Source organism: Bradyrhizobium yuanmingense, from assembly GCF_029167105.1.
Classification (GTDB): Bacteria; Pseudomonadota; Alphaproteobacteria; order Rhizobiales; family Xanthobacteraceae; genus Bradyrhizobium; species Bradyrhizobium yuanmingense_A.
The window spans coordinates 55,985-82,302 of the sequence record NZ_JARFML010000012.1 but is presented as its reverse complement, the minus strand read 5'-3'; the positions used below and the strand labels follow the sequence as shown (position 1 = coordinate 82,302).

Here is a 26,318-nt window from a genome sequence, read left to right as displayed (position 1 = left end):
AAGAGTATCTAGCGTTGAGGCGAACCCGCGTCCCCTGACCATCACTTCGGCGAGCCGACTTATTTCCAAAGCTTTTGATTCAGCATAGGGTTCTTCGCGGGTTCGCAATTGAAAAACTCTGAGCGTCGCATGAGACAAATGACCGTTGTCGCGCTGTTGATCGCCGCAAGCTTCGTAGTCTCGGGGCGGCCGTCGATGTCTCAGGATCAACCGAGCGAGCAAATTACGCCCCCGAAACAGTCCCCATCTGACGAATTCACTCAATCGCCTCCGACCGGCAAAAGTCAGGAGCAGCAGGGAGAAGGGGTAGCGGCACCGGATCCGCCGGCTGGAAACCAGGGGCCAGCTATCCCTCGTTTGCGCAGTTCGTTTAAGATACGGGTTACGTACTCTGAAAAGCTGTCTGTTCCTCGTGGAAGTGATATTACGGTGACCATCACTGATGCTAAGGGTCACAAGGTGAGCAAATCCCACAACTCGACGAAGCAAGATGGCCCGCCTTACCTGCTTGAAATCCCAATCAAGAAAATAACGGCATACCCACTCACGCTCGACGCTGAGCTAGTTTCGCGGATAGGTCATCGCTTCTCGGAACGTACCACAATAGCCGAAAGCTCCTTGCGAGGTGATGCGCCTATCGAGATTCATCTTCAGAAGAAGTAATGGGCTGGCACAACCTGCTCCGCCATGTAAGCAGGCAGCGCGCCCGCAACTCTTCGCTGTCTACGCCGTGTGGGATCATCTCCGACAGCACTCTGCAAGGTGAATACTGACCTACTTAGCACAACTAGATTGCTCCCTGTCTTGAGCCGACCCCGGCGTGAGCCGAGGGAGCTAGACATGGTCTTGGACATTCGCCTCATCCCCTTCGTCTCGATCGACCCGCACAAGGGCAAGCTCGGGGCCCGCGAGGCGCGCAAGCTGATCGAGGAATACGGCGTGCGCGGCTTCAAATTCCATCCGACCATGCAGGGCTTCTACGCCAACGACCGCATGGCCTATCCGCTCTACGAAGAGATCAACAATGGCGGCGCGATCGCTCTGTTCCACACTGGCCAGACCGGCGTCGGCTCCGGCATGCCCGGCGGCATGGGGATGCGGCTGAAATATTCCAACCCGATGTACATGGACGACGTCGCGGCCGATTTCCCCGACCTCAAGATCATCCTCGCCCACCCCTCCTTCCCCTGGCAGGAAGAGGCGCTCTCGGTCGCAACCCACAAGCCGAACGTCTACATCGACCTGTCGGGCTGGTCGCCAAAGTATTTCCCACCGATCCTGGTGCGCTACATCAACTCGATTCTGCAGGACAAGATGCTGTTCGGCTCCGACTGGCCGGTGATCACGCCGGACCGCTGGCTGTCGGATTTCGCCAAGATCGAGATCCGCGACGAGATCCGGCCGAAGGTGCTGAAGGCGAACGCACGCAAGCTGCTGGGGATCTGAGCGGGCCATCATCGCCGCTGCGCATCGAGAGCTTCGGAGCAACGAAGCTCTCATGCGCAAACATGGACCGACAGATCGTCAACGATTATCGCGCATCGTTGATGCCATGCTGCGTCTTCGGCATTCCCAGGGCGCTCCGGGCTTCGGCAAGCAGTTCGGGCGCCGAAAGCATCGCCTTGGCAACAGGATCGTCAGGAAATCGGCTAAGTAGCGCTTGATAGGCGGTCAGGGCATCGCCGAGCTTGCCAGCCTCGAACAACGCGGATGCCTGCGAGGTCAACTGGATCCGTTCGGCGGCGCCCATCGGTGCGCTCAGGTCGGGATCGTCGGCTCCCGCGATGCCGAGCAATTCGTAAATCATGAAGCGTTGCTCGCGTCCCTTGACGGTCACCTGACGAAGCGGCCGCACGAGGACGGCTTCACCGGCTGCACGCACGACACTCGCGCTCACGCAGATGTTGGTGCCGAACTGCTTGTTGAGCCCTTCCAGCCGTGAGGCGACATTCACGCCATCGCCCATCGCCGTATAGCTGAAACGGTCGGTCGATCCGACATTTCCCACCAATACCTCGCCGGTATTCAGCCCGATTCGCACGCGGAAGGGCGAGAGCCCCTGCGCGGCCCAGCCCGCGTTGAGGCCTTCGATTCGGCGCAGGGAACGGAGCGCGCCACGGCATGCATTCAAGGCCGGCTCAGCCATCACGGCCGGCGCGCCCCAGAATGCCATCACCCCGTCGCCGATGAACTTGTCCACGGTGCCTTCTTCTTCGCCGATCGCGCGGGACACGACGTCGAAATAGGCGGACATCTGCTGCAGCAGCACGTCCGAGTCCTTCTGCTCTGCGAGGGTCGAGAAGTTCTCGATGTCGGAGAAGAATATCGTCAGGCAGCGTCGTTCTACGCCGAGCGCGAGGGGGACACCGGACTTGACCAATCCCTTCACCACCTCGACCGGAACGAAGGACGAGAAGGACTGCAGTGAGCTGCGCAGCAGCGTTGCCGCGCTCTGCAGCTGAGCGATCTCCTTGATCCTGGAGGAGGTTGCACTCCGCTTCTCGAAGGAGAGATCCTCGATCGCCTCCAATTCGCGCGTGACCTTCTCCAGCGGACGGGTCAACCGCCGCGCCAGCAGAAAAATGAGCATCAACTCGACCGCCGTCAACAGGACGATCGTGAGGACGATCTTCTGGTTCGTCTCGCGCAACTGCCCGACGAAATCGTCCGTCGGCGTCAGGATGACCGACTGCCAGGGGCTACCGAAGCTCTCGGGAAACCGGGCGAACGAGGCGCTGATCTCGCGGCCGTCCCGGCGCGAGGTGAACACGAAATCATCCCGGTTGGTTTCGATGTGCAGGCGGTAGGCCTCACGGACGTCTGGGTCATCGATATTCGCCAGCGTCGCAATCTGCAACGAGCCTGTCGCCAGGCTGATCACCTTCTCGCGTTCCGACGAGGCGACCACTTTGCCGTCGTTGGGATCCGCGATGATCGTCATGCTGTTGACGCTCGGCCGCTGCTTGGCGAGGTACCGCGAGAGGACATCGAAAGTGATGTTGACGGACGCGCAGCCGAGGAATTGGCCGTCTCCCCGGTAGATCGGGTAGCGCGCCGAAATGATGGGATAGCCGGTATCCGGGTTGATGGCGGGCGCCGTGACGTAGAGCGTTCTGGAATCGCGCGCTGCGCCGTAGCCCGGGAGAGCCCGCACGTCGAGAGAGGATGGTGCGTCATAGGCCGCGATGGCGTGCGGCCAAGTATCGTAGAATGTGCGGTACCGCTTCCGATTATTCCCGAGGGAGAACGGGTCGACAAAGCTCGAATGCCAATTGGCGTCCGCCGGGATTTGCTTGTCCGACCGTTTGCGATCCTGGTCGACGCGCGTCACCACGCGATGATAGCCGTCCTCGAAGCTGACATAGGCGGCATCAATCTGGCTCGACGAGGTTAGGACGCGATAGAGCGCATCGCGGCTGTCCTCCGTTCGGAAGAAGGAGGGCTGCGCCGCCACTGCTTCGGAGAGCAGCCCGAGCATGCCGTTGACGCCGCGCATCAAGTTCTCGATGCTCTCGATTGTGGCGAAGCGGGATTTATCGGTCTGCTCCTTCAGCAACGCGACGATGGCCTCGCTGTTCTTCTGGTGATTGAAGCCAAGGATGAAGATGAGAATCGGGATGCTGAGGCAGACGAACAAGCCGGCCATCACGAGGCTCAGGCGCAGCTGTCTGGAATTCGACCAGGCAAACCGGCGATACGCGACGATTGCCGCGGCGATGGCCAGCGTTGGAACTGCACCGATCGCGGCGAGAGTCATCCAGCGATCCAGCCTGTCGGATAGAGGTTCGTGAAATGGCGGTGCCGGCAACCGGCCTTTCGGAAGCAGGCCGAGATCCTGATAGATCTTTGCGATCGCCCTCCAGCGCTCGGGCGTCTGGCTGCCGAGCCTGATCAATCCCGGCTGTATCAAGGCCTCGGTTCGCACCGCCTCGAACATCAAGGCTTCGCGCGACTTGATCACGGGATAGTTGCGGAGGATCAGTTCGACCGTTTCTTGCTTGTCGGCCAGGGCCTGCTCCCAGCCCTTCAGGCTCGCGGCGAGAAAAGCCCGCACCATCTCCGGCTTGCGGCGCAATAGCCCCTCTGTGGTGCACAGATTGTCACCATAGAAGTCGAAGCCGAAAGTTCTCGGCGTGAACGAACGATAGGGAACGCCGTTCTGCTCGAGCACAAACGGCTCGTTCGTGACATAGGACACCATCGCGTCCGCCTTGCCCGTGACCAGGTCGAGCGGGTTGCCGGTGTGCTCGACGCGCGGCAGCGCCCAATAGTCCACACCCTGCTGCTTCAGCATGGCGGCAAGATCGTCACTGCCCGATGCATCCATCAGGCGGTGGCCGGTAAGTTCCGAAAGAGCGTTGATGCGGGCGCGGCTCGGGACGAGGATGTTTGCGGCAGAGTGCTGAAAAATCACGCCCAGCACGGTCATTTTCGCAAGGCCGGGCTGGGGCAACAGGACGCCGGTCATGCAGACGCCGAAATCGGCCTTGCCCGAGCCGACGTCGATCGTCGCATCGATGCCGGGGCCGCCCGGCCTGATCTCGACATCAAGCCCGGCATCCCGATAGAAGCCCCTCTCCAGAGCAACGTAGTAGCCGGCGAACTGGAACTGGTGCAGCCATTTGAGTTGCAGAGACACTCTTTCGAGGGCTTGAGCTTGCCCGGGAGCAATCCAGAACAGCAGAAATCCGAGGAGCCGGAGCAATGCGCCGACGAGCGGCCCTGAGACCCGATTTCGCATTCGCAAGAGCATCGGGCGCGCTGGAGCGGGCATCGGTCCGGGACGGGTTTGTGTCAGGCATGCGGGGCCCCAAAAAGCTATTTTTTCGCACCGTCCGACCTTTGATCTGGGTCAAGGCTCCGACAGACGTCGACAGAGGACGCTGACGCCTGTCGCACCAACCGTTTGAATCAGAGCATTGAGGGCTTCGATCCGCGGTCGAAGCCCTCAGCCTCACGTGCGCGCGGCTCAGACCTGCGCCAAGCCGCCGTCGACGAAGACCTCGCCGCCGGTCATGTAGCTGCTGTCCGAGGACGCCAGGAACGCGGCCACCGCGCCCGTCTCGCTGGGGTCGCCGACGCGCCCGATGGGCGTCGAGCTGCCGAGCGCGTCGAAGGCTTCCTCGCCCACGACCTCCAGCGCCAGCTCCGTCTTGGTCGGCCCCGGCGACAGCACGTTGACGCGGATGCCCGTGCCGCGCAGGTCCAGCGCCCAGCTGCGCGCCAGATTGCGGATCGCCGCCTTGGTCGCGCTGTAGATGCTGAATTGCGGCGTTCCCATCACGCCCGTGCTCGAGCCGGTCAGGATGATCGACGATCCCCTGCGCATCAGCGGCAGGGCTTTCTGCACGGTGAACACCAGCCCCCTCACGTTGACGTCGAAGATCTGATCGTAATGCTCGACCGTGATCTGGCCGAGCGGCGCAAATGCGCCGGTCCCCGCATTGGCGAACAGGACGTCGACGTTGCCGCGTTCGTCTTTCACCGTCGCATACAGCCTGTCGAGGTCGGACAGATCGGTGACCGATCCCCTGACGGCGCGCGCCGAGGACCCCAGCTGCGCGAGCGCAGCGTCGAGCTGCTCCTGCCGCCGCCCGAAAATGTAGACGAACGCGCCTTCATCGACGAACCGTTTGGCGGCTCCAAGCCCGATGCCCGTTCCACCGCCCGTCACCACCGCCGTCTTGCCTTGTAGTCTGCTCATGATGTGCTCCCTTCATTGAGGTTGCACTGAGCTGGCGGCGTACCCACCTATCGACAAGTATGCACCTTTTGGTAAGTGTCCAAAAAATGTCGACAGATCGTTCAGACCTCATCTCAACGCCGGCGCAAGCTCAAGCAGACGTCCAGCGTTGCACGCCGAACCTGCCCGGCTTCACGTGCGGCCTGGATGCGACCCTGCGGGTCGTCTCGGGCAAGTGGAAGCCGCTGATCCTGTACTTCGTGGCCCAGGACGGGCCGACCCGTTACGGCGAGCTTCGGCGCGCCATCCGTGACGTCAGCGACAAGGTGCTGATCCAGCAGCTCAAGGAACTTGAGGCCGATGGCCTGGTGAAGCGGACCGACTACAAGGAGGTGCCGCCGCGGGTGGACTATAGCCTCACGCCTCTGGGCCAGAGCCTCGCCGAAGCGCTGGTGCCGCTCTGCACCTGGGGCACCGAGCACATGGCGGAGGTCAGCCGGGTGTTCGCAGAGCGGGCGACCTGGACGCGGCCAGGACGTCAGCCGACCGGCTAGAGCGGAATGCTTTAGGTCGAATCGATTGCCGCTGGCTCGGTGCAGCCTCTCCCGCTTGCAAGCGGGAGAGGGAGCGCACCTCCGTCATTGGAACGATGAAGCCTCGTTTCATTCCGCTCTAGCTTGCGCAGCTCGTCGTCCGAGGTCTGCTCCGCCGCCGATTGCAGCGCGGTGGCGCAACTCATCATCGTTCGGGTTTCTCGTCATCCGCGGTTCGATCTCTCTAAGCGGTCGGCACGGGCGTGTTGAGCAGCTGCTGCTCCCACAGAAACGCAATGCCACTACCGCCGGCGTGCTGCGTAATCACTTCCGTCAGCTTGACGGCCTGTTCGGTCCGGGCCCAGTCGCGCTGCCATTCGGCCGCCAACGCCATCCAGGTCATCATGTTAGCGCCGGCCGCGATCATGCGCTGGATGGCGACCTGGTGGGCCTCGACCGAAACGGCTCCGCACGCATCGGTGATGACAGTGACATCCCAGCCCTCACCGAGAGCCTGAATCGTCGGCATCGCGACGCACACCTCGGTCCACAGTCCAGCGATGATCAGCTGCTTGCGGCCCGTCGCCTTGACCGCGTCCACCACCTTCCGGTCCTCCCAGGTGTTGATCAAGGTCCGGTCGATGACCTCCTGTCCAGGGAATACATCGGTGATCTGGGGAAAGAGCAGACCGCCGCGCTCTGCGATGACGGTCGTCAGGATGGTCGGAACGCCGAATGCCTTGGCGGCTTTTGCCAAACCCGCGGTGTTGTTGATCACCATCTGCGGTTCGTGGCTGTTCACGTTCGCGAGTTGGTAAGGCTGGTGGTCGATCAAAACAAGTACCGAGTCTTGGGGACGAAGAAGCGAAGCAAGCCCATTACGAAAGCTCATCGACAGATCCTTTGCTGTGGTTGTGAGTGGTTTGCGGGAGGCGTGCGCCGAACTGCCGCGCAACCTGAGAGCACGAACACTGTCATTGCCGTTTGCGATACGATAGCGATCTATTGTGCCAAGCTGTGTCGCAGAATGGGGAACGCCGAATTGGACGTCGAAGACCTGATTGCATTCGTCGAAGTTGCTGATGCTGGCGGCGTTTCGGCCGGCGCTCGTCGACTCGGCGTCTCGAAGTCGATCGTCAGCCGTCGGCTGTTCCGGCTCGAAGCCGAACTGGGCGTCCAGCTGCTTGCACGAACGACCCGTGGCGCTGCTCTCACAGAAGCTGGGATCACGTTTCGAGATCATGCAGCCAAAGTGCGCGCCGAGATCGAGGCAGCCAAGGAAACGATCCTGCCCGCCGGCGAACTTCGCGGCCGTTTGCGAATTGCCGTGCCGCTTTCTTTCGGGCCGACCCATTTCGCTCCCGTACTCGCGGAAATGGCGCGACGCCACCCGCAACTTCACGTCCATGCCGCCTATAGTGATCGCTTCGTCGATCTCATCACTGAGGGATTTGATTGCGCCATCCGGGTAGGCTATCTCCCGGACTCCAATCTGATCGCCAAGCGCGTTGGGCCGATCTCCGGCAAGCTTGTCGCGAGCCCCGGCTATATCAAAACGCACGGCGCTCCGGAGACATTGGACGAGCTCATCGCCCACGAAGCCCTGATGCAGGGAACAGAATCCTGGCAATTGATGGACGGCGACAAGATCGTCACGATCCACCCGCAAGGGCGCTTTAAGGCGGACAACGGCACCGCTCTCGCCGTGGCTGCGGCAGCAGGACTCGGCATCGCCTGGCTTCCCGATTGCGTCATCAACGACTTCGTGGCCTCCGGCGACCTTGTTCCAATCATGACACACCATCCACCGCCGTCGGCGGGCGCATACGTTGTCCGTCCGCCGGGCCAGCACCCCTCACGGAAAGTGCGAGTCCTGACAGAATTGCTGATCGAATGTCTTGGAGACAATCCGTACCTTGCGTGAGCTTCGTGCTGCCGCACTTCTCGCGCCCATGGATCGCCTTGGGTCACAGGCCGCCGGTCCTTTGCAGTCGCAGACGTCGGCTTTGCTCTGGTAAGCTGACGATGATGCGCACTCCCCAATCGGAGTTCCTGTGAGCACAACGGCCTGAAAGGACAGCCGATGCCCATCAAAGCCGTCGTCTTCGACGCCTATGGCACGCTTTACGACATCCAGTCGGTCGCCGACGTCACCGAGGATGCGTTTCCGGGCTATGGCGCGATCATCACGCAGGTCTGGCGCATCAAGCAGCTCGAATACACCTGGCTGCGCTCGCTGATGCAAGCTTACCAGGATTTTGACGCGGTCACGCGCGATTCCCTCGCCTATACGCTGCGTGTGCTCGGGCTCGCCTATGAGAGCGAGGCCTTCGAGCGCGTCATCGAGAAGTATCTGCATCTCGATCTCTATCCGGATGCGGCGGAAACGCTTGCGGCCCTGAGACCACGCAAGCTCGCCATCCTCTCCAACGGCAGCCCGGACATGCTCCATGCGCTGGTGCGCAATTCCGGCCTCGATGCCCTGCTCGATGCCACGATCAGCGTCGACGCGAAGAAGGTCTTCAAGCCGAGCCCACAGGCCTATGAGCTGATCGGCGAGGTGCTCGGCACCGCGCCTGATGAGGTTCTGTTCGTCTCCTCCAATCCATGGGACGCCGCCGGGGCAAAGTCGTTCGGACTGAAGGTTGCCTGGATCGAGCGGGTGACGCCCGAAGCGATGGCGCTGGCTTGCGTCGAGAATGAACTCGTGGCACCGCTCACCATGTTCAAGGCGATCCGCACCCAGATGGACGAGCTCGGCTTTGAGCCGGATCATCGCGTCCGCGCCCTCTCCGAGCTGCCGGGAATCGCTTAGGGGTCGTCGCCCGCCTGTAAGATTGGAATGAGCTGCCCGGAATGAGCCTGGAATCCGTTCGCGCCTTCTTCGCCGAGAAAGCCCCCGACATCTCCGTCATCGAATCCCCGATCAGCTCCGCGACCGTGGCGCTGGCGGCCGAAGCCTATGGCGTCAAGCCCGGAATGATCGCCAAGACACTGTCGTTGCGGATCGGCGAACGCGTGATCCTGATCGTGGCGAGCGGCACCTCGCGCATGGACAACAAGAAGGTCAAGGCGCAATTCGGCGGCAAGCCGAAGATGCTGGGGCTGGAGGAGGTCGCCGAGATCACCGGCCACGAGGTCGGCGGCGTCTGCCCGTTCGGGCTGAAGTCGCCGCTGCCGGTCTATTGCGACGTCTCGCTGAAGGCGTTCGACGTCGTGGTCCCGGCGGCCGGCTCGACCCACAGCGCAGTGCGCATCACGCCGGAGCGGATGGCCGAGCTCACGGCCGCCGAATGGGTCGACGTCTGCGAGCACAGGCCCTAAGCGGCGCTATTCATCCTCGTCGTAAGGCCGCTGTGGAGGCGGCGGAGCAATGTAGCGTGGCGGCGGGGCGGCGCGATTGCGCGGCACCTGCTGCGGCGGCACCTGGTTGCTGGATTGGAACACCGCACGGCAGCCGCTCGAAAGCTGCGGCGTGTTCTGCTGCAAGCAGGCGACGATGCGGTTCACATCGGGAATCTGATCGCTACACAGGCGCCACACATCGGGTGTGCAGGCCATCTGTTGTTCCATCGTGCCGCGGTATTCCTGCGCGGATGCAGCGCTCTGCGCCACGATGCCGCCGACCGCAAGCGCCACACCTAGCGCGATCCGCTCTGTTCGCATGTCCAGATCCTTCCGGGTTCATTCAAAAGCTCCTCAATCAATGAGGCGCAGGAAGGTTCTGCTTCAACAACAAAACGTGAAAACGGGTCAGGAACCATGGCAGCTCTCGCTGACGCTTTGGTCCGTGGCGCCCCAGCAACAGGGCCGAAGCAAACCGGCATCTTGCGGCTTTCGCCATAAGGCATTTCGCCTAAGGCCAAGAAGCATGAGGGCGCTCGCGCTAGCAATGGGCTGCAATGAGGGGAATGTCGATGCCGCCTGCAAGACCGGTTTGTGCGCAACACGCCGCCACGGCCGCAAACTTTCGTCGCAAGCTGCTGGTCACCACCGCGCTGGCGCCCCTCGTGCTGGCCTTCCCGGTCCTGACGTCCAGCCCGGCGCGCGCCGCCTGCACCGTGGCTGGCACCGGCACGATCGGCGCGCTCAATTCGGGCGATGTCGCAACCTGCACCGGCCTCGGCAACACCGACCACATCAACGCCACCGGCGGCAGCAACGTCACCGTGAATGTCGGTGACGGCACCGCGACGTCGCTGGTGCCGGGCGCAGGCATACCTGCGGTCGTTTTCGACGGCACCATCGGCTCGCACATCACCGTCAACAATCAGGCGACAGCCTCGACCTCCAGCGGAGCGGTTCTGCTCTCCAACGGATCGACCCACAACAATGTGACGATCGCGGTCGGTGGGATCGCGGAGGGTACTGGCAATGCCGAAGCAGCCATCGTCATCGACAATTCGAACGACAATCTCGTCAACATTCGCGGGACGGCGGTCGGCACCGGGGCAAACACGACGGGACTCCGGATCAGCGGGACGTCGAGCGGCAATGTCGTCCTCGTCTATGACAGCGGATCGATCGGCGGCGGCCATACCGGCGTGCAATTCATCGCCGGCGGGAATACACTCATCAATGGCGGCACGATCTCCGGCGGCTTCTTCATCGCCATCCAGGGCTCTTCCGGCAGCGACACCATCTTCAACTCCGGCACCATCTCGGGCGGCGGCAGCGGAGCGATCGAGCTGAATGGCGGCGATGATTTGCTCGGCCTCGCTCCGGGGGCGACGATCACCGGGAATGTTCGCGGCGGGAGCGGTACCGACACGCTGAACTTCGGCAGCATCGGCAGCGCCTCGTTCGACCTCGGCAATCTCGCCCCGGGCCTGCAATATGACGAGTTCGAGCAACTGAAGAAGGACGGCAACTCTGTCTGGACGCTGACCGGCGCCACCGCCTTCAACGGCGCGACGACGGTGGACGCGGGCGGCCTGGTCGTGAATGGCACATTGCCATCGGTGGTCACCGTCAATGGCGGCTATCTCGGCGGCACCGGCACGGTGGGCGGAGTCGTCGTCAACAATGGCGGCACGGTCGCACCCGGCAACTCGATCGGGACGCTCAACGTCAATGGCAACGTCGCCTTCAATGCCGGCTCGACCTTTCAGGTCGAGATCAACCCCGCCGGCCAGTCCGACAGGATCGCAGCGACGGGCACCGCCACGCTCAACGGCGGCACCGTGCAGATCGTGCCGCTCGGCGCAGGCTTTATCGCCAACACGCAGTACACCATCCTCACGGCGGCAGGCGGTGTCAGCGGCACCTTCGCGGCGCTGACAAGCTCCGGCAGCCCGCTGGTCACGGGGCAGCTCAGCTACGATGCCAACAACGTCTATTTCCTGCTGCAGCAGATCGGCGGCTTCGGAACGTTGTCGGGGCTGACGCCGAACCAGACTGCGGTGGCCGGCGCACTCGACCAGGCCCAGCTCGGCGGCGCATCGGGAGCGCTGACGACCGCGATCAACACGCTTGCCGCGCTCAATACGCCGGGCATCAAGGCCGGCCTCGACGATCTGGCCGGTCAAATCCACGCCGATGGACGCCGCTTCGTCGCGGATCAGGCCGACATGTTCCAGAGCTTCATGTGGAATGCCGGGACGCAGTCGCGCGGCGAGACCGTTCGGATGACCGCGTCTGCCTATGCGCCGGAGCCCACGGACCCGATCGGCAAGGCGCTGAACCGCCGCCGCGCGGCGCCGATGCAGAGCGTCTGGTTTGGCGGCTATGGCAATTGGGACAAGGTGGCCGCGAGCGACATTGCCTTCGGAACCAATACGACCATCGCCGGCGCCGCGCTCGGCGCCGACCTCTGGCACATGCCGGGCTTTACGGCAGGCCTTGCGGTCGGCGCATCGACCGGCCAGCTGCGCATGGCGGGCCGCGCCGACCGTATCGAGGCCAATGCCGGGCATGCCGGCATCTACGCGCGCGGCGAAGCCGGCGGCTTCAATCTCGCATCGGCGATCAGCTATTCCTTTGCGGCGCTCGACTCCTCGCGCACGATCGCGTTCCTCGGCGAGACGGCAACTGCCGCCTCGCGCGCAAACACCTTTGCCGCTTCGCTGGGCATCTCGCGGCCGTTCCAGACAGGATGGGGTCTTGTCGCCGAACCCTTTGCCAAGGCTGACTGGTACGCGACACGCCAGGGAAGTCTGTCAGAGGCCGGCGCGCCGGGGGTGAATCAGCTGGTGCGAGGCGGCAGTTTCGACCTCGGCTATGGCACGGTCGGCCTGCGCAGCAGCCAGCGGATGATGATGCCGAACGGCCACGCGGCACAGTTCGGCGCGACCATTGCCGTTCGTCATGAGTTTACCGGCAGCGCGGCAACCACGACGGCGGCGCTGGAAGGCGCACCTGGCATTCCGTTCGCGATCACCGGCGTCGAGCGCGCGCGCACGGTGGCGCTCGCCGGCGCCGAAATCCGGTGGGACCTGACGACCACGACATCGTTCAAGGCCTCGTACGAGGGGGCGTTCGCGCCGGGATACGACCGTCACACGCTGCGCGGCCTCGTCCGCAGCGAATTCTGAACCTCGCCCTACTCCACCTTGCCGATCTTCTTCACCGCCGCGATCAGACGCGCGCTGTCGGTCGCGACGAACTCAGAGAAGGCCGGCGCGTCCTGATAGGCGACGAGACTGCCCGAGGTCTCGAACGCCTTGAGGACATCAGGGCTCGTCATCACCTGCGCCATCGCGTCGCGCAGACGGGTCGCGATCGGCGCAGGAAGAGCGCTCTGCGCGAACAGCCCGGCCCAGATGTAAAACTCGACATCCTTGTAGCCGAGCTCCTGGAAGGTCGGCAGGTCGGGGAAGCTGGCGATGCGCTGCGCGCCGCAATTGCCGAGCACGCGCAGCCTGCCGTCGTCGACCTGCGGCTTCAGCGTGCCGGGTGCGGCGGCGATCGCCTGCACGGTGCCGCCGAGGATCGCAGTCAGCGCGGGCCCTGCGCCGCGGAACGGCACGTGCAGCAGCTTGATGCCGGCACTGTTTGCGAACATCTCCATGGCCACATGCAACGTGCCGTACGGCCCGGACGAGCCATAGGCGATCTGGCCCGGGCGCCTCGATGCATCCTCGACGAAATCCTGCGCGGTTTTCCAAGGCGCCGAGGCCGGCACCGCGAGCAGCGTGGGATCGGCGAGCACGCGCGCGATCGGCATGAACTGCGAGACCTCGTAGGCAACGGGACGGTCGAACAGCCGGTCGGCCTCGGGAAGCACCGCGAGCGAGGACAGCGTCATCAGCAGCGTGTAACCGTCGGGCTCGGCACGCGCGGCCGCCGCATTGCCGACCGATCCGCCGCCGCCTCCCGCCCGGTTGTCGACGATCACGGGCTTGCCGAGGATCCGCTCCAACGCCGTCGCAACCGGTCGCGCTGCGAGATCGGCCTGCCCGCCCGCCGGAAACGGCACGATCATGGTGATGTTACGCGAGGGGTAAAGAGCTTGGGCAAGGCTTGATTGAGAGCAAGCTGCCTGTGCGAGCGGCAGCACGGCAGCGGCCTTCAGGAGTTCGCGGCGGTTCATTGGTTGGTACCTCCCCGATTGTTTTCGTTGTTGGGAGGCAGCGTAACCGGAATGGATTGTGTGCGATAGCCGTGCGCTTGCGCCCTCCCCGGCGGGGGCCTGGAGGGGGGTGTCGACCGGTTGGCCGCATCTCCTCAACTACTGCGACTGCAACAAGGTGGGCAGGCTCTTGTCGAGGACGTTGCCGAGCAGTTGCCGCGTCGACGCGCGCATCACTGGATTGTTGGCGGCTTCCGGCGGTTCTGGCCACTGCGCCCAATCGATACGCAGCGTCGGCGGCCCGGTCATAAAGTTGCTTCCGCTGATCGAGCCTTCGCCGCTCTTCAGAATATCGAAGCTTTGCCCGTCATGAACGTAGATCCGTATTACCGCGTAGATGTCGGCCATGTTGTACAACGGGCTGCCCTTCATGACACCGATGCCGAAGAATCCACCCTGGCGTATTCCCTTGATCACGACGACATAGCGTTTGCATCCGGCCTGACCGGCAACTTGTCGGACGATGGCGCCGGCCTTGTCGCTGCGAGCGAACATCCCAAGCCCGGGATCGTAGGAACTGAATGCGGATGTATCGGCAGCGATCCTGCGGACGACAAAACCGGAGCCGACCGCGGCCCTCACACGCTCAACAACGAGGTCATCGAGCCCGAAACCGTCGACCGGAACCTCCTTGTTCTCGTTGCCGAACACGGTCACGCCGATCTTCTTCACGATGAAGCGATCGCCCAGCAGCGATATCACGCCGACGCACGGTCCTGCAGCTTGCGGCGTGGACCGCGAAGCAGGTGCCGGCTTGGAAGGCGCGTTCTTTGCCGGCTTGGCAACCGTCGCCGGCTGGCTGGTTTGCGCCTGCGCGGGACCGGCCAGGCACAGTGCGAACAGGACGAGGCAAACAAGACGAAGCATCATGTGGCGGTCGATCGAGTTGTTGAGAAACACGAAGCAGGAAGCAAAACGCGGCGCGGATATAGACAACAAAGTTCATGACCGCAACGCGACGGCGCCTAGCGTCTCTTCGCCTTGGCAAACTGCTTGGGTAAAAACTCCGTCAGCGGCAATGCCGCAGCCGCACGCAAGAGACCGCGTCGATCCATGATGATGCCCTCCCCTGATTTTTCTTGTTTCGCTGTCAGCCTAACGCGCCAGGCGGCAAGAACAAGACGTTTACGAAGCGTTAGCCATGTCGGGCTCCTTCAGGAACGCATGTCCGGACCCGCTGTTGCCTTCTCGGGAGAGTGGATGATGCACAATCTTGGAACCATCGACGTCGCGCTGGACGAGATGCTGGTGAATCTCGCAGCGATCGTGTTGCGGCTTTCAAAGCCCGAACTGACGCAGACGCCGGAAGCGCGGCGCGCGCTGGCGCGATCCGTCCATCAATATGCCGTTTGTGCCAAGCGTTCGAGCGACCCGCGCGTTCACGAATTGAAGGCGCAGCTGGAGGAAACGCTGAAGCCCAGCCTGCGCGTCGTCGCGATCCATGGCGTGAAGGTGTCGTAGTCAAACACCGTCATTGCGACGAGCCCTTGCGACGAAGCAATCCAGAATCCCTCCGGGGAGACATTCTGGATTGCTTCGCTGCGCTCGCAATGACGGAGAGCGTTGAAGCCGCGCGCGCTCCTACGACGCTTTGCTTTTCCCGCGCGGCCGCCGCTTGCACGTGCCCGGCAGCTTGGCTGCGAGGAAATCGGCGAGCGCTTCGACGCGCGCGGGGCGGGGGCCGCCGGGCGGGGTCACGAGGTGCACGGCGCCTTCGGCCTGCTTCCAGTCCTTCAGGATGACTTCAACCTCGCCCGACGAGATCGCCTCACCGACGATGAATTCCGGCAGCTCGGCGATGCCGAGGCCTGCGATCAATGCCGGCATCACGGCTTCGCCGTTGTTGACGCGAAGCTGGCCGCCCGGGCGCACGCTGGCCTGCTCGCCGGCCGAATTGGTGTAGTGCCAGGCGTTGGGCGTGGAGAGATAGGCGTAGCTGAAGCATTTGTGCGCGGCGAGATGCATCGGGTGCGTCGGCCGGCCGTGTTTCTTGAGATAGGACGGCGCGGCGACCGTGTACCGCGGCATGGTGAAGAGCCGCCGCGCGATCAGCGAAGAGTCCGGCAGCCGCGCGATCCGCACCGCCATGTCGAAACCCTCGCCGATCAGGTCGACGGTCGCATCGCTCAAATGCAGGTCGACGGAGACTTCCGGATAGGCCTGAAAGAACTCGGGCAGCAGCGGCGCCACCGCCTTGATGCCGAAGGTCATGGGGACGGCGAGCCGCACCAGGCCGCGCGGCGCCACCGACTGCGCCAGCGCCTCGTTCTCGGCGGCCTCGCCGTCGGCCAAGAGGCGCGTCGCGCGTTCGGCCAGCTTGTGGCCGGCATCGGTCAGCGCCAGCCGGCGCGAGGTGCGGTTGAACAGCCGGGCGCCGAGCCGCTCCTCCAATCGCGTGACCGCCTTGGACACCGTGGCCTTGGACATCCCGAGCTCGCTCGCAGCCCCCGCAAATGATCGCAGCTCCACGACTTTGGCGAAGATCGCGAGCGCTTCGAAGTCTGGGAGCTTTGCCATGGCAGCCGGTCCTAGTGGGACATTTAAGGAAACAATGCGTTTCAACAGTTTCTATTTCTATACCACAGGCGAAGGCTTATCCAAGAGGTCAATCGGACATCAAGGAATTGCACAGATGATCGAACTCAGACCTTTCGCAAAACTCGGCGGCGCCGATCACGGCTGGCTCAAGGCCAAGCATCATTTCTCCTTCGCTGGCCATTACGACCCGAACAACATGGGCCACGGCGCCTTGCGGGTGTGGAATGACGACGAGATCGCGCCGAACACCGGCTTTCCCGCCCATCCTCACGCCAACATGGAGATCATCACCTATGTGCGCGAGGGCGCGATCACCCATCAGGACAGCCTCGGCAACGAGGGCCGCACCGAAGCGGGCGACGTGCAGGTGATGAGCGCCGGCAGCGGCATCCGCCACTCCGAGTACAATCTCGAGCCGACCAGGGCACGGATCTTCCAGATCTGGATCGAGCCGGCGATGCGCGGCGGACAGCCGACCTGGGGCTCGAAGCCGTTCCCGAAGGCGGACCGCTCCGGCAGGCTCGTCACCATCGCGAGCGGCTTTGCGGGCGACACGGACGCACTGCCGATCCGCGCCGATGCCCGGGTGCTCGCCACCACGCTGAAGGCGGGCGAGAGCGCGGAGTATGAGCCGCAGACGTCGCGGCATCTCTATCTGGTGCCGGCGGCAGGCGCCGTCGAGATCAACGGCGTCCGCGTCAATGCCCGCGACGGCGCCGCGATCCGCGACGAGGCCAGGCTGAAGATCACGGCGCTCGAAGATTCCGAGCTCGTGCTCGTCGACGCGGCTTAGAGCTCATCCACATACCAACTCGTCATGCCCGGCCTTGAGCCGGGCATCCATCGCCTTCGCATGAAGCTTTCGAAGAGCGATGGGTTGCCGGGTCAGGCCCGGCAACGACACCGAACAGAACGGCTCATCTCACCCAATCCCAACGGAGACCACCATGACCAAAGTTCTCGTCCTCTATTATTCTGCCTATGGCCATATCGAAGCGATGGCCAATGCCGTCGCCGAAGGCGCGCGCGAGGCCGGCGCGACCGTCGACATCAAGCGCGTGCCCGAGCTGGTGCCGGCCGAGGTCGCGAAGGCCTCTTATTACAAGCTCGACCAGACCGCGCCGGTCGCCAAGATCGAGGACCTCGCCAATTACGACGCGATCATCGTCGGCACCGGCACCCGCTTCGGCCGCATGGCCTCGCAGATGGCGAACTTCCTCGACCAGGCCGGCGGGCTCTGGGCCAAGGGCGCGCTGCACGGCAAGGTCGGCGGCGCCTTCACGGCCACCGCGACCCAGCACGGCGGCCAGGAGACCACGCTGTTCTCGATCATCACCAACCTGCTGCATTTCGGCATGGTCGTGGTCGGCATGAACTACGGCTTTGCCGGCCAGATGAAGCTCGACGAGGTCACGGGCGGTGCGCCCTATGGCGCCACCACGATCACCGGCGGCGACGGCAGCCGCCAGCCCAGCGCCAACGAACTCGCCGGCGCGCGCTATCAGGGCCGCCAGATCGCGGAGACCGCCAAAAAGCTGCATGGCTGATGCGACCCCTGGCGGCATTCTCAGCCGGGAATGCCGCCAATCCGGGATTGGGATACGGTCACCGTTAAATCTGCGTGATGTCGGCGTGAGGCCGAACCGGCTCCGTCGGTAGAGGTGCGGGCGCCGTCGAAAGCCACCAGCCCTCGCTGGCAAACCAGCATGTCTCGTCGGGGGCGCCCTCTCTCCGCAACGACTGCACCCCTTCCCAACCTTTCGCGAACGCCTCGCCCAATCGCCGGCCGGCCTCGGCGTCCTGCAATCCCGCGCAGCCGATGAATTGGGCGCGGCTGAGGAATTTCGCCGGCCAGATCGCACCGTCATCCGGCCGGGTGATCATCAACATGCCGCCGAGCATGCCTTCGGGCGCGAGCGGAAACACCAGCCGCCCGCCGGGCCGCAGCGCATCGAGCCATTCCGCCGCCGGCTGTGCCGCGCCCGCGCAGACATAGATCACGTCGGCCGCCGGCAGATCCGACGCGATGCCCGAGCGTCCGCGCACGTCCACATGGGCGATGTCCTTCAGATTGTCGCGCGCAAGTCCCGCAAGACGTTCATCGAGCTCATAGGCGTAAACGCGGCCGCCGGGACCGACGAGATGCGCGAGAATCGCGGTGTAGTAGCCGCTGCCGGCGCCGATCTGGACCACGGTCTCGCCTTCCTTCACGGCGCAGCCGCTGAGCCAGTAGGCGTGCGCGCCGGGCATGCCGATGTTGAGACCGCGCGCCGGGTCCAGCGCCAACAGCGCGTTCTGATAGAGGAAGGCGGGATCATCGTCAGGCGTCACCACATAGGGATGACCGCCGAGACCGATCGACCATGGCCCGGGCCCGACGAACGGCTCGCGCCTGACGGTCCGAAAGGCCTGCTCGAGGCGAGGGTCCGCAGCCTTCGCCGCCGCGCAAATCAACTGCGCATAGAATGCACGATATTTTGCCGAACGGTCTTCCATGTCGCCTCCGGGGGAACGAAAGCGACGATAACACAACGAGGACGATCATCGGAAGGCTTGCGCAATCGCGGCCGTTGTGACGGCGCGGTGACGTGGCCGCGCCTCAACTCAGTTCTGGCTTCTTCCTGACGAGGTCCCTGCCGATCGGCCGCACGGGCTCGCTCCGCAGCACCAGCGAGGTCGTCACAGCGCCAAAACCGGCAATGCGATCCACGATGGTCTCGAGATCCTCCGGCGCCGGAACGAGCACCTTGAGCACGAAACAGTCATCGCCCGTGACGCGATGGACTTCGATGATGTGAGGGATTTCGCTGAACCGCTTGAGGCAGGTCTTGATGTGCTCGTGCGAGGTGCGCAGGCGCACCAGCGCCATCAGGCCGAGCCCGAGGGCGCGCGGGTTGATGCGGGCGCCGTAGCCCTCGATGATGCCGGCCTCCTCGAGCCGCTTGACGCGTTCGGACACGGCCGGCTGGGACAGCCCGACGGAACGGCCGAGCTCGGACAGCGGCACGCGCGCATTGGCCTGCAGCGCCTCGAGGATCTTCAAATCCTTGGCATCGATGCTCCCGAAGCGATCCAACTCAATTCTCCGTTCCACCTTGAGATCATCGGCAGATGGTCGATTTCGCCGATGACTTGCCATGTGATGCAGGACCGCGATCGGTCACACTGCGGCGTCACCTCAGATATCACGGACGTTCATGCACGACATCATCACATTGCCCGGGCTCGGCGGCTCCGGAGATACCCACTGGCAGACGCTATGGGAGCGCGCTGATGCGCGCTTCACGCGATTCCAGCCGTCGAGCTGGGACCAGCCGGAGCTCGACGACTGGGAGCAAGCCCTGGAGCACGCGGTCGCGCGCTGCGCCAGGCCGCCCGTCCTGGTCGCACACAGCCTCGCCTGCCTTTTGGTGGCGCACTGGGCCGCGCGCTTCCCCTCCGCGATTGCGGGCGCCTTTCTGGTCGCCGTGCCCGATCCCGATGGCGGCGATTTTCCCGCGGAAGCTGTGGCGTTCAAGCCGGTCCCCCGCCGCGCGTTGCGCTTTCCCGCGCTGATCATCGCGAGCACGAATGATCCCTATGGAGCGCTCGAGGTGACACGGCGGCGGGCGCAGGACTGGCAGTCCGGCCTGATCGTGCCGGGCGCGCTCGGCCACATCAATGCCGCGAGCGGGCTCGGCGACTGGCCGCAAGGACGCGCGTTGCTGGATGCTTTCCGGGCGGGCCTTCCGAGGTGATGGCGAAACAGACGGCGCGGCGTCAGCGTACTCCCTTGCCCATTGCCCTCGCCGCGAGGGAGGCGAGCTTCGGATAGCGCCGAAGGCCCTGCGCGGCGTGATCGCGCCAGACGAAGGGCAGGCCGCGCCAGGACAGCGCGACGCTGACATCGGTCAGCGGCACCCTCTCGGCACCGAGGCGCCGCTTGTAGTCCTGATTGCCGATGCTGAGGTCGAAACGGCGCAGGCCTTGCGCATGCAGCGCCGCCATGGTGCGCTCGGTGACGAGCAGACCCGGCGAGCAGCTCGACCATTGATCGCCGCCATGGCTGATGCGCAGCAGGACATAGGTCGCGCCATGCTTGACGCCGAGCGCGGTGGCGACAATGCCTTCCTCGCACACCAGTGCCGAGACCATGGCATGACCTCCCGCGAGGCCCCGGCGGACGACCTCGCGATAGAATCGCGCATGGGTTTCGTCGTTGAGAACGAACCGCGAGCCGAGCTTTTGCATGCGTGCCTGCTGCTGGAGATCCATCACGTCCAACAGCTCGTGCGCACGCGCGACATCGGCGGCGATCTCGAACCGCGCACCGGCATGACGGCTGAAGACCCGCCAGCAGCGCGGCATCTGCAGGCGCTTGATCGCGGCCTGATAGCCGCCATAGTCGTCGCCCATCAACACGAGATTGCCATTGAGCGAGGAGGATCCGATCCGGCCGAGCGATACCAGCGGATTCGGCTTGCCGCCGACCTCCGCCGGCATCTTCTTCAGGCGGAGCAGATCGAGGCGATCGGGCAGCGCGCGCAACGCGCCGATCAGCGCCGTGTTGATCGCGTCCGCCGTTCCCGCATCCAACGCGGCATCGAGCGCCAGGATCGGTGCGTTGTTGTCGGAGACGCCGAGGTCCGCGAACTCGACGATGCGGATGCCGCGCCTGACATGGCTGATCATCGGCACGACCGCGATGTCCTTGCCGGTGGCAGCATCGGAGATCACGGCGATCAGTGGCGCGACGTCGTGAAACGCCTCGTACCAGGCGCCGAGCCAGTCGGCATGCTGGAAGGCGGTGCGGTGCCCGGCGCTCAGGCGCGAGGCCGCGCGCCGCCAGTCACGCAGGAAATCGACCGCGATGGCCGACGCGCTGGACGCAAAATCGTCGGGCTGATCAATGCTGAGGAAGGTCATGCGCGGGGCATGCGATTGCTGAATGGCTCCAGATAGCCGATGTTTATTGCCGAGCACAGCCTGACGGCCCGTTAACCGATCGCGGCATCATTGCCACCTGCGACAAGCTGTCCGCATTTCGGCTCGGTCTGCTCGATGCATTGGAACCTCGCCAGGAAGTGCAGGCCGGCCACCGCCAGCGCGAACATGAACCAGATCGGATTCTGTCGTTCGAGCAGAAAGGTCTCGGTGGCACCGTAGTACAGGCCGAACAGCCACACGGTCAGGAACAGCTTGGCCAGCGCGCCACTGCGGCTGTGAGCCTGCGCCGTCTGGAAATTGCGGAGCGGGGCGAGCACGAAGATGAGGATCACCAGCAGCAGCCCCGGCAGACCGATCGTGACCGCGAGATCGAGGTAGCTATTGTGGCTGTGCGCCGCCGATGTCGCCCATTCGGCTCCTTCCGCGGTGGCCCGCGCACTCACGTCGTCCCAGAACGCAGAATAGCCGTGGCCGATGATCGGCTTCTCGGCAACGGCCGCGAGCGCGAAGTCCCAGATCGCGGAGCGTCCGGTGAAGGTGGGATCGAGCGGAAGCAGCCGTGTCATCGCCGCCAGCACCGGACTGACGACACTGCCGACGGTCAACAGGTTCATCGCAATCAGCGGCACGAAGCAGATGAGCCGCTTCAGCCACAGGCTTGGCGTGACGTAGACCAGCGAAGCGAGCACGTAGATCGCAAGGCACAGCACCGAGGACGTCTTGCCCCCGGTGAAGATCAGGAAGGTGCCGGCCAGCACGGCGGTCACAGGCCCCATCACGAACGAGCCGACGGCGGACAGGTAGATGCCGACATAGACCAGGATGGTCATTACGGCGGAGGCGACGTTCTTGTGGCCAAAGCTGCCGCGCCAGTCGCCGGCAAGCTGCGGCTCGGTGACGTCGAGCGCCGTGTGGACCGCATATTGCGGCGCGAGGAAGACGCCGAGATAGCACAGCGCGAGCAGCACGAGCGCGGCGCTGCCCAGGCAAAGGTTGAAGCTGCGCCGCGTCGGCGGCAGCAACGGCAACAGGACGGCGAGCGAGGTCGTGCTGACGAGGAGCACAAAGCGCTGGATCGACAACCCGCGGCTCTCGGAGAGCACGATGTTGATCAGCAGCCAGCCCACGAGACAGAGATGAAGCGGCGTTACCAAGGTCTTCAGCGCGGGGGCATCCGTCGACGCAACGAACAGCACCGCGACTGCAGCCAGGAGCCCCCAGGCGATATAGGTCAGCGCCATTCGCCCGCCGACGACAGTGGTGACATCGGGATTGCGCAGGTCTGGGAACGGGTCGAGCGTCACCAGCATCAGCAGCAGGGCCGCGACGGCGACGAGGCAGCGCGCCGCCAGCGCGGCGTTCAGCTCCGCCACGGCATCGCGCAGGACGCGGCCGAACGATCGGGCCTCGAGGTCAGTGTCGGTAGCGGCGCTGCGGTGCATGGCTCAAACCATCTGGTGGGGCCGGTGCAGAGGCAGGCAGAGCTCCACGTCCTGACCCACGCCTGTCGGATCGACACGCATGTCGGAGGAGAACAGGTTCAAGACCATCGCATCGTGTTCGAATGTCGTTGCGGGCACTGGATTCCATCCGCGGCAGTCCGATGCGCATTCTCGCATGGGGTCGGCTCCGCACTCTTACCAATTTTGCCACAGGCTTAATGCCAGCGGCTTAACGCTAATTGACGAAACTCCGCCGGCACACGCCTTCGCGGCAACGATCCGGGTGCAATGTGGGTATCATCCGCAGCCGATGTTGCAGATCGATCGCATCAACCCATTCCGCAAGATGCGCTCTGGTTAACAGACTATTAAAGGCGAACCGTGGCCCAGATCATTGCCGAAGACGTACTCGATTTGCCGGCCTCCACACGCGTCGCTCCGGCGGTACGCCAGCCGCTGCCGTCGGGCTCGACCACATCGGTATCGGTCGTCATTCCCGCCAAGAACGTTGCGGCCTATGTCGGCGAAACGCTCGCCAGCGCACTGGCGCAGCGCGAGGTGACCGAGGTGATCGTCGTTGACGACGGCTCGGACGACGAAACCGTTGCGATCGTCCGCGGCATGCGTGACTCGCGGCTGCACTTGTTCCACAACGATTCCGCGGGCGTATCGGCCGCACGCAATCTCGGCGCAAGACAGGCAAGCGGCGAGTGGTTGCTCTTCCTCGATGCCGACGACCGCCTGCGCCCCGGCGCGGTGGCGGCGCTGCTCGCTGCAGCGCGTGGCGCGCCGCGCGCTGTTCTCGTCTATGGCGATTACAACACCATCGACAGCGAAGGCCGCCAGATCGGCCGGCGCGGCCTCTTGAAGGGGCGCCGGAAGCCGTCCGGAGACGTGCTGACGCGGCTCGCCGCCGGCAATTTCATCGTCAATGGCGGCATCGCGCTCGCACGCGCGGAAGCTTTCCGTGCCATCGGCGGCTTCGATACGTCCCTCAAATATTGCGAGGACTGGCATTGCTGGTGCCGCCTCGCTGCGATCGGGGAGTTCGCGTTCGCGCCAGAGCTGCTGCTCGACTATCGTCTTCACACGGCCAACACCATGAACGCCGCGGTCCGGACGCCGAAGGACTTCTTCCCGGCCATCGCCCGGGTGTTCGATGACGGATTGATCCTGGCGAGATTGCCCGAGCACATGACGGCCGGGCTGCGCCTTGCCGCCGAGATTCACCTCGTCACCTACTCGGCGATGCAAGCGGTCCGCTTCGGCAGGTATCGCCAGGCGTTCGCTTATCTCGCGATGATCGGCCGGCAGTCGCTCAAATCGCTGCCACGCTCGGCAATCCGGGTCGCCCTCGCCCGTTTCGGCATCTAGTTCCCGCCGCGTCAGGACGCGATCTTCGAGGCCTCGTAAGGCTTCGGCTCGAGGCCGAGGGACGCCAGGGCGGCGCCGAACGCAACCATCACCGGATGCATCGCGACGACGGCTTTCGACGACGGCAACAAGGCGGCGGCGCGAAGCAGCGACAGCGGCAAGCGGCCCAGCATCTGCGCAAACACCCGCGCCCGCGCTGCTGCGCTCGAGGCGGCCTTGTACTGCACACGATAATTGATCGCGCCGATGCGCAATCCGCGCTTTGCGATCCAGCCGAGGCTGGTGCGGCTACGCGGCACGGTCTCGGTGATGACGGCCTCCGCCGTCCAGTGGAACAGCATGCCGGCGTCACGGCACCGCACGAAGAAATCGCAGTCGCCGCCGCCGAGAAAATTGAAACGCAGGTCGAACGCGGGACGGTCGAACCGCTCGAAGGCGGCACGCGTGATCAGGCAATTGCCGCAGCCGTAGATCAGCGGCACCGCACCGCTGTAGTCGTAGGCGGGACAGAAGGCGGGATGACGCGAAAGCCAGGGCTTGCTGTCGTCGTCGAAGACCGGCAGCACCGGCCCGCCGACCACGTCGGCGCCGGTCGCCTCCGCGGTGCGGACCATCAGCTCGAGCCAGTCGCTTGATGCGATCTCGTCGTCGTCGATCATCAGGAAACGGGTGGCGGCGGGAAACAGCTGCTGCGCCGTCTCGAAGGCAGCATTGATCGCCTGGCAGTTCCCCTGCCGCTTCTCGACGAGGCAGACGCCCTGGAGCCTTCCAGCGGCCAGAAACTCCGCGGCAACCGGCGCGCTTTCGCGCCGCACCGCATCGTTCTCGACCATGACGACGGCAAAGGAACGCGGAGTGCGCTGGTTCGCGAGCGACTCCAGCGTTAGGCGCAGGTGTTGCGGACGACGGAAGCAGGGAACACAGACGATGATGCCGACCGACAGGTCGATGACGCGAGAGCTCGCCACGATCTCCCGGTTGGGATCGCGCACGGCATCCGCGATCCGGGCCGCAGACAGGTCTGTCGGGATCAATGTCATGAGGTCTAGATGTCCGAGATGTATTGAAGAATCCCTGCTTCGATCGCGCGTCCCACGACGGCACATCGCCGCGGGACAGATGCGTCTCAGAATGAACGGCTGCCGCGCGGTACAAAGCCACCAAGTTCGCTGCTCGTCATGCTGCAATTGGCGGTCCATGCGCCGACAACGCTCCAACATGAACAATACCGTAGTTAATGCGCATGCGCATTAACCGGGCCGTAAGCACTGCGACCGGTGAGACGGTGCGGCATCGGATTTGCTCTTCGGGCAAGCGCATTTTTTCCTGTAAATTTGAATAGAACAAGCGCGGTTAGAATCCATGAACAAGCCAGCCCCGATCGATTTCGCGACAGCCACGGCGATCCAATTCCCCGCGGCTGCACCATATGCCGAGGCGCTCCATGATCTCGTTCCCGGCGAAGCCCGCGACAGCCTGCTCGCCGTCCACGACGTGCTGGGCCGCGAGCTGCCGCAGGGCCGGCTCGCGATCTATGAGGCGGGCGGCGGCTCGTGCAGCGTTCTGCCACCGGAGTTGCTGAGCCGCAGCAAGGTCACCGTCGTCGACATCGACGAGGACCAGGTCCGCAACAACACCTACGCCGACGAGGCGATCCTCGGCGACGTCCAGACCTACAGCTTCGCCCGCGAGACCTTCGATCTCGTGATCTGCTACAACGTGATCGAGCATCTGCCCCATGTCGACGCCGCGCTGCTGAATTTCCGGGACGCGCTCAAGCGCGGTGGGATGATCCTGATCGGCGCACCCAATCCGCGCTCGCTCTCCGGGTTCGTCACCAAATATTCGCCGCACTGGTTTCACGTCTGGTTCTACCGGCATATCCGCGGCATCAAGGACGCCGGCCTGCCCGGCGAGCCGCCGTTCCCGACGTTCTTTCATCCGCTGGTGACGCTGCCCCGGCTGGAAGCATTCGGGGCCGCCAACGGCCTTGAGATGATCTATCGTCGTGAAGTCGAAAGTCCGCGCTATCCCGAGATGCGCCGGCGCAAGCCGCTGTTTGCGGCCCTGGTCGACGCCGGTGCCGCCGTGCTCAACGCCGTGCTTCCGCGCGGGACCGACGTCCGCCGCGGCGACTATCACGTCATTCTGCGGAGGAAGTGACGGCGATGGCACGTGCGCGGCCCATCACCGGACGAGCGGCGGCTCGCGGCCATGCTGCGCGCGGTAACGAACCGTTAATTCCTGGAAGG

24 protein-coding genes and 1 pseudogene are annotated in these 26,318 nt (G+C 64.2%); 13 read left to right on the top strand and 12 right to left on the bottom strand.

Features of this window, described 5'->3' with window-relative positions; translation table 11 throughout:
- Window positions 1-138 precede the first annotated feature (138 nt).
- Window positions 139-663, top strand: coding sequence for a hypothetical protein (locus P0R31_RS17475; RefSeq protein WP_275515127.1), 525 nt, complete (start codon window positions 139-141; stop codon window positions 661-663).
- A 183-nt stretch (window positions 664-846) separates the two neighbouring features.
- Window positions 847-1,446 (top strand): annotated as a pseudogene (locus tag P0R31_RS17470) (amidohydrolase family protein); the annotation flags it as partial.
- A gap of 85 nt (window positions 1,447-1,531) precedes the next feature.
- On the opposite strand, the gene P0R31_RS17465 reads toward P0R31_RS17470, so the two are convergent.
- Both P0R31_RS17465 and P0R31_RS17460 read right to left on the bottom strand, forming a co-directional pair.
- Window positions 1,532-4,639 (bottom strand): ABC transporter substrate-binding protein, encoded by a 3,108-nt coding sequence (locus tag P0R31_RS17465; protein WP_275515126.1) that lies wholly within the window; start codon window positions 4,637-4,639, stop codon window positions 1,532-1,534.
- Window positions 4,640-4,969: 330 nt separating this feature from the next.
- Complete coding sequence (locus P0R31_RS17460; protein WP_275515125.1) at window positions 4,970-5,704, bottom strand: SDR family NAD(P)-dependent oxidoreductase; 735 nt, start codon at window positions 5,702-5,704, stop codon at window positions 4,970-4,972.
- A 161-nt stretch (window positions 5,705-5,865) separates the two neighbouring features.
- On the opposite strand from P0R31_RS17460, the gene P0R31_RS17455 reads away from it, so the two are divergent.
- A complete protein-coding gene (locus P0R31_RS17455; protein ID WP_036021178.1) occupies window positions 5,866-6,237 on the top strand; it encodes a winged helix-turn-helix transcriptional regulator in 372 nt (123 codons plus the stop codon).
- Between the two features lie 223 nt (window positions 6,238-6,460).
- On the opposite strand, the gene P0R31_RS17450 is transcribed toward P0R31_RS17455, so the two are convergent.
- Window positions 6,461-7,108 carry a hydrolase gene (locus P0R31_RS17450; protein WP_275515122.1) on the bottom strand — a complete coding sequence of 216 codons (648 nt, stop codon included), beginning with the start codon at window positions 7,106-7,108 and terminating at the stop codon, window positions 6,461-6,463.
- 150 nt (window positions 7,109-7,258) lie between these two features.
- On the opposite strand from P0R31_RS17450, the gene P0R31_RS17445 reads away from it, so the two are divergent.
- The 3 genes from P0R31_RS17445 to P0R31_RS17435 all read left to right on the top strand — a co-directional run bounded on the left by P0R31_RS17445 (window position 7,259) and on the right by P0R31_RS17435 (window position 9,540).
- Window positions 7,259-8,140 carry a LysR family transcriptional regulator gene (locus tag P0R31_RS17445; protein ID WP_275515121.1) on the top strand — a complete coding sequence of 294 codons (882 nt, stop codon included), beginning with the start codon at window positions 7,259-7,261 and terminating at the stop codon, window positions 8,138-8,140.
- A gap of 159 nt (window positions 8,141-8,299) precedes the next feature.
- Window positions 8,300-9,031, top strand: coding sequence for a haloacid dehalogenase type II (locus tag P0R31_RS17440; RefSeq protein WP_275515120.1), 732 nt, complete (start codon window positions 8,300-8,302; stop codon window positions 9,029-9,031).
- Window positions 9,032-9,072: 41 nt separating this feature from the next.
- The gene (locus tag P0R31_RS17435; RefSeq protein WP_275515118.1) at window positions 9,073-9,540 is read left to right on the top strand and encodes a YbaK/EbsC family protein; all 468 of its coding nucleotides are present in this window, start codon (window positions 9,073-9,075) and stop codon (window positions 9,538-9,540) included.
- Between the two features lie 6 nt (window positions 9,541-9,546).
- Here the strand turns inward: P0R31_RS17435 and P0R31_RS17430 are convergent, their stop codons facing one another.
- Complete coding sequence (locus P0R31_RS17430; protein ID WP_275515117.1) at window positions 9,547-9,882, bottom strand: hypothetical protein; 336 nt, start codon at window positions 9,880-9,882, stop codon at window positions 9,547-9,549.
- A 251-nt stretch (window positions 9,883-10,133) separates the two neighbouring features.
- Here P0R31_RS17430 and P0R31_RS17425 point away from each other — a divergent pair, with 251 nt between their 5' ends.
- On the top strand, window positions 10,134-12,749 hold the full coding sequence (locus P0R31_RS17425; protein ID WP_275515116.1) for an autotransporter outer membrane beta-barrel domain-containing protein: 2,616 nt from the start codon (window positions 10,134-10,136) through the stop codon (window positions 12,747-12,749).
- A gap of 8 nt (window positions 12,750-12,757) precedes the next feature.
- Here the strand turns inward: P0R31_RS17425 and P0R31_RS17420 are convergent, their stop codons facing one another.
- Window positions 12,758-13,747, bottom strand: coding sequence for a Bug family tripartite tricarboxylate transporter substrate binding protein (locus P0R31_RS17420; RefSeq protein WP_275515114.1), 990 nt, complete (start codon window positions 13,745-13,747; stop codon window positions 12,758-12,760).
- 138 nt (window positions 13,748-13,885) lie between these two features.
- On the bottom strand, window positions 13,886-14,488 hold the full coding sequence (locus P0R31_RS17415) for a hypothetical protein (protein WP_275515112.1): 603 nt from the start codon (window positions 14,486-14,488) through the stop codon (window positions 13,886-13,888).
- 501 nt (window positions 14,489-14,989) lie between these two features.
- Here P0R31_RS17415 and P0R31_RS17410 point away from each other — a divergent pair.
- Window positions 14,990-15,247 carry a hypothetical protein gene (locus P0R31_RS17410; protein ID WP_193760738.1) on the top strand — a complete coding sequence of 86 codons (258 nt, stop codon included), beginning with the start codon at window positions 14,990-14,992 and terminating at the stop codon, window positions 15,245-15,247.
- 120 nt (window positions 15,248-15,367) lie between these two features.
- On the opposite strand, the gene P0R31_RS17405 is transcribed toward P0R31_RS17410, so the two are convergent.
- Window positions 15,368-16,303 (bottom strand): LysR family transcriptional regulator, encoded by a 936-nt coding sequence (locus P0R31_RS17405; RefSeq protein ID WP_035997402.1) that lies wholly within the window; start codon window positions 16,301-16,303, stop codon window positions 15,368-15,370.
- A 115-nt stretch (window positions 16,304-16,418) separates the two neighbouring features.
- On the opposite strand from P0R31_RS17405, the gene P0R31_RS17400 reads away from it, so the two are divergent.
- Both P0R31_RS17400 and wrbA read left to right on the top strand, forming a co-directional pair.
- Complete coding sequence (locus tag P0R31_RS17400) at window positions 16,419-17,117, top strand: pirin family protein (RefSeq protein ID WP_275515110.1); 699 nt, start codon at window positions 16,419-16,421, stop codon at window positions 17,115-17,117.
- Between the two features lie 154 nt (window positions 17,118-17,271).
- Window positions 17,272-17,871 (top strand): NAD(P)H:quinone oxidoreductase, encoded by a 600-nt coding sequence (gene wrbA / locus P0R31_RS17395; protein ID WP_275515109.1) that lies wholly within the window; start codon window positions 17,272-17,274, stop codon window positions 17,869-17,871.
- Between the two features lie 64 nt (window positions 17,872-17,935).
- Here the strand turns inward: wrbA and P0R31_RS17390 are convergent, their stop codons facing one another.
- Together P0R31_RS17390 and P0R31_RS17385 are read right to left on the bottom strand one after the other, a co-directional pair.
- Entirely contained in the window at window positions 17,936-18,820 is an 885-nt protein-coding gene (locus P0R31_RS17390) for a protein-L-isoaspartate O-methyltransferase family protein (protein ID WP_275515107.1), read from the bottom strand.
- Between the two features lie 103 nt (window positions 18,821-18,923).
- Window positions 18,924-19,400 carry an Lrp/AsnC family transcriptional regulator gene (locus tag P0R31_RS17385; RefSeq protein ID WP_275515105.1) on the bottom strand — a complete coding sequence of 159 codons (477 nt, stop codon included), beginning with the start codon at window positions 19,398-19,400 and terminating at the stop codon, window positions 18,924-18,926.
- A 121-nt stretch (window positions 19,401-19,521) separates the two neighbouring features.
- Here P0R31_RS17385 and P0R31_RS17380 point away from each other — a divergent pair, with 121 nt between their 5' ends.
- Window positions 19,522-20,061 (top strand): RBBP9/YdeN family alpha/beta hydrolase, encoded by a 540-nt coding sequence (locus tag P0R31_RS17380; protein ID WP_275515104.1) that lies wholly within the window; start codon window positions 19,522-19,524, stop codon window positions 20,059-20,061.
- A 22-nt stretch (window positions 20,062-20,083) separates the two neighbouring features.
- On the opposite strand, the gene P0R31_RS17375 is transcribed toward P0R31_RS17380, so the two are convergent.
- Both P0R31_RS17375 and P0R31_RS17370 read right to left on the bottom strand, forming a co-directional pair.
- A complete protein-coding gene (locus P0R31_RS17375) occupies window positions 20,084-21,229 on the bottom strand; it encodes a GNAT family N-acetyltransferase (RefSeq protein ID WP_275515103.1) in 1,146 nt (381 codons plus the stop codon).
- A gap of 71 nt (window positions 21,230-21,300) precedes the next feature.
- Complete coding sequence (locus P0R31_RS17370) at window positions 21,301-22,692, bottom strand: O-antigen ligase family protein (RefSeq protein WP_275515102.1); 1,392 nt, start codon at window positions 22,690-22,692, stop codon at window positions 21,301-21,303.
- Between the two features lie 381 nt (window positions 22,693-23,073).
- Here P0R31_RS17370 and P0R31_RS17365 point away from each other — a divergent pair, with 381 nt between their 5' ends.
- Entirely contained in the window at window positions 23,074-24,066 is a 993-nt protein-coding gene (locus tag P0R31_RS17365; RefSeq protein WP_275515101.1) for a glycosyltransferase, read from the top strand.
- Window positions 24,067-24,077: 11 nt separating this feature from the next.
- On the opposite strand, the gene P0R31_RS17360 is transcribed toward P0R31_RS17365, so the two are convergent.
- Entirely contained in the window at window positions 24,078-25,106 is a 1,029-nt protein-coding gene (locus P0R31_RS17360) for a glycosyltransferase family 2 protein (RefSeq protein ID WP_275515100.1), read from the bottom strand.
- A gap of 322 nt (window positions 25,107-25,428) precedes the next feature.
- Here P0R31_RS17360 and P0R31_RS17355 point away from each other — a divergent pair, with 322 nt between their 5' ends.
- Window positions 25,429-26,229, top strand: a complete 801-nt coding sequence (locus tag P0R31_RS17355; RefSeq protein ID WP_275515098.1) for a class I SAM-dependent methyltransferase — start codon at window positions 25,429-25,431, stop codon at window positions 26,227-26,229.
- Window positions 26,230-26,318: the final 89 nt, after the last annotated feature.

Excerpts from the sequence above, each read along its gene's own strand:
- P0R31_RS17475 (WP_275515127.1), top strand. The coding sequence starts at position 139 with ATGACCGTTGTCGCGCTGTTGATCGCCGCAAGCTTCGTAGTCTCGGGG.
- P0R31_RS17460 (WP_275515125.1), bottom strand. The coding sequence starts at position 5,704 with ATGAGCAGACTACAAGGCAAGACGGCGGTGGTGACGGGCGGTGGAACG.
- P0R31_RS17450 (WP_275515122.1), bottom strand. The coding sequence starts at position 7,108 with ATGAGCTTTCGTAATGGGCTTGCTTCGCTTCTTCGTCCCCAAGACTCG.
- P0R31_RS17440 (WP_275515120.1), top strand. The coding sequence starts at position 8,300 with ATGCCCATCAAAGCCGTCGTCTTCGACGCCTATGGCACGCTTTACGAC.
- P0R31_RS17435 (WP_275515118.1), top strand. The coding sequence starts at position 9,073 with ATGAGCCTGGAATCCGTTCGCGCCTTCTTCGCCGAGAAAGCCCCCGAC.
- P0R31_RS17430 (WP_275515117.1), bottom strand. The coding sequence starts at position 9,882 with ATGCGAACAGAGCGGATCGCGCTAGGTGTGGCGCTTGCGGTCGGCGGC.
- P0R31_RS17425 (WP_275515116.1), top strand. The coding sequence starts at position 10,134 with ATGCCGCCTGCAAGACCGGTTTGTGCGCAACACGCCGCCACGGCCGCA.
- P0R31_RS17420 (WP_275515114.1), bottom strand. The coding sequence starts at position 13,747 with ATGAACCGCCGCGAACTCCTGAAGGCCGCTGCCGTGCTGCCGCTCGCA.
- P0R31_RS17410 (WP_193760738.1), top strand. The coding sequence starts at position 14,990 with ATGCACAATCTTGGAACCATCGACGTCGCGCTGGACGAGATGCTGGTG.
- P0R31_RS17405 (WP_035997402.1), bottom strand. The coding sequence starts at position 16,303 with ATGGCAAAGCTCCCAGACTTCGAAGCGCTCGCGATCTTCGCCAAAGTC.
- P0R31_RS17400 (WP_275515110.1), top strand. The coding sequence starts at position 16,419 with ATGATCGAACTCAGACCTTTCGCAAAACTCGGCGGCGCCGATCACGGC.
- wrbA (WP_275515109.1), top strand. The coding sequence starts at position 17,272 with ATGACCAAAGTTCTCGTCCTCTATTATTCTGCCTATGGCCATATCGAA.
- P0R31_RS17390 (WP_275515107.1), bottom strand. The coding sequence starts at position 18,820 with ATGGAAGACCGTTCGGCAAAATATCGTGCATTCTATGCGCAGTTGATT.
- P0R31_RS17380 (WP_275515104.1), top strand. The coding sequence starts at position 19,522 with ATGCACGACATCATCACATTGCCCGGGCTCGGCGGCTCCGGAGATACC.
- P0R31_RS17375 (WP_275515103.1), bottom strand. The coding sequence starts at position 21,229 with ATGACCTTCCTCAGCATTGATCAGCCCGACGATTTTGCGTCCAGCGCG.
- P0R31_RS17370 (WP_275515102.1), bottom strand. The coding sequence starts at position 22,692 with ATGCACCGCAGCGCCGCTACCGACACTGACCTCGAGGCCCGATCGTTC.
- P0R31_RS17360 (WP_275515100.1), bottom strand. The coding sequence starts at position 25,106 with ATGACATTGATCCCGACAGACCTGTCTGCGGCCCGGATCGCGGATGCC.
- P0R31_RS17355 (WP_275515098.1), top strand. The coding sequence starts at position 25,429 with ATGAACAAGCCAGCCCCGATCGATTTCGCGACAGCCACGGCGATCCAA.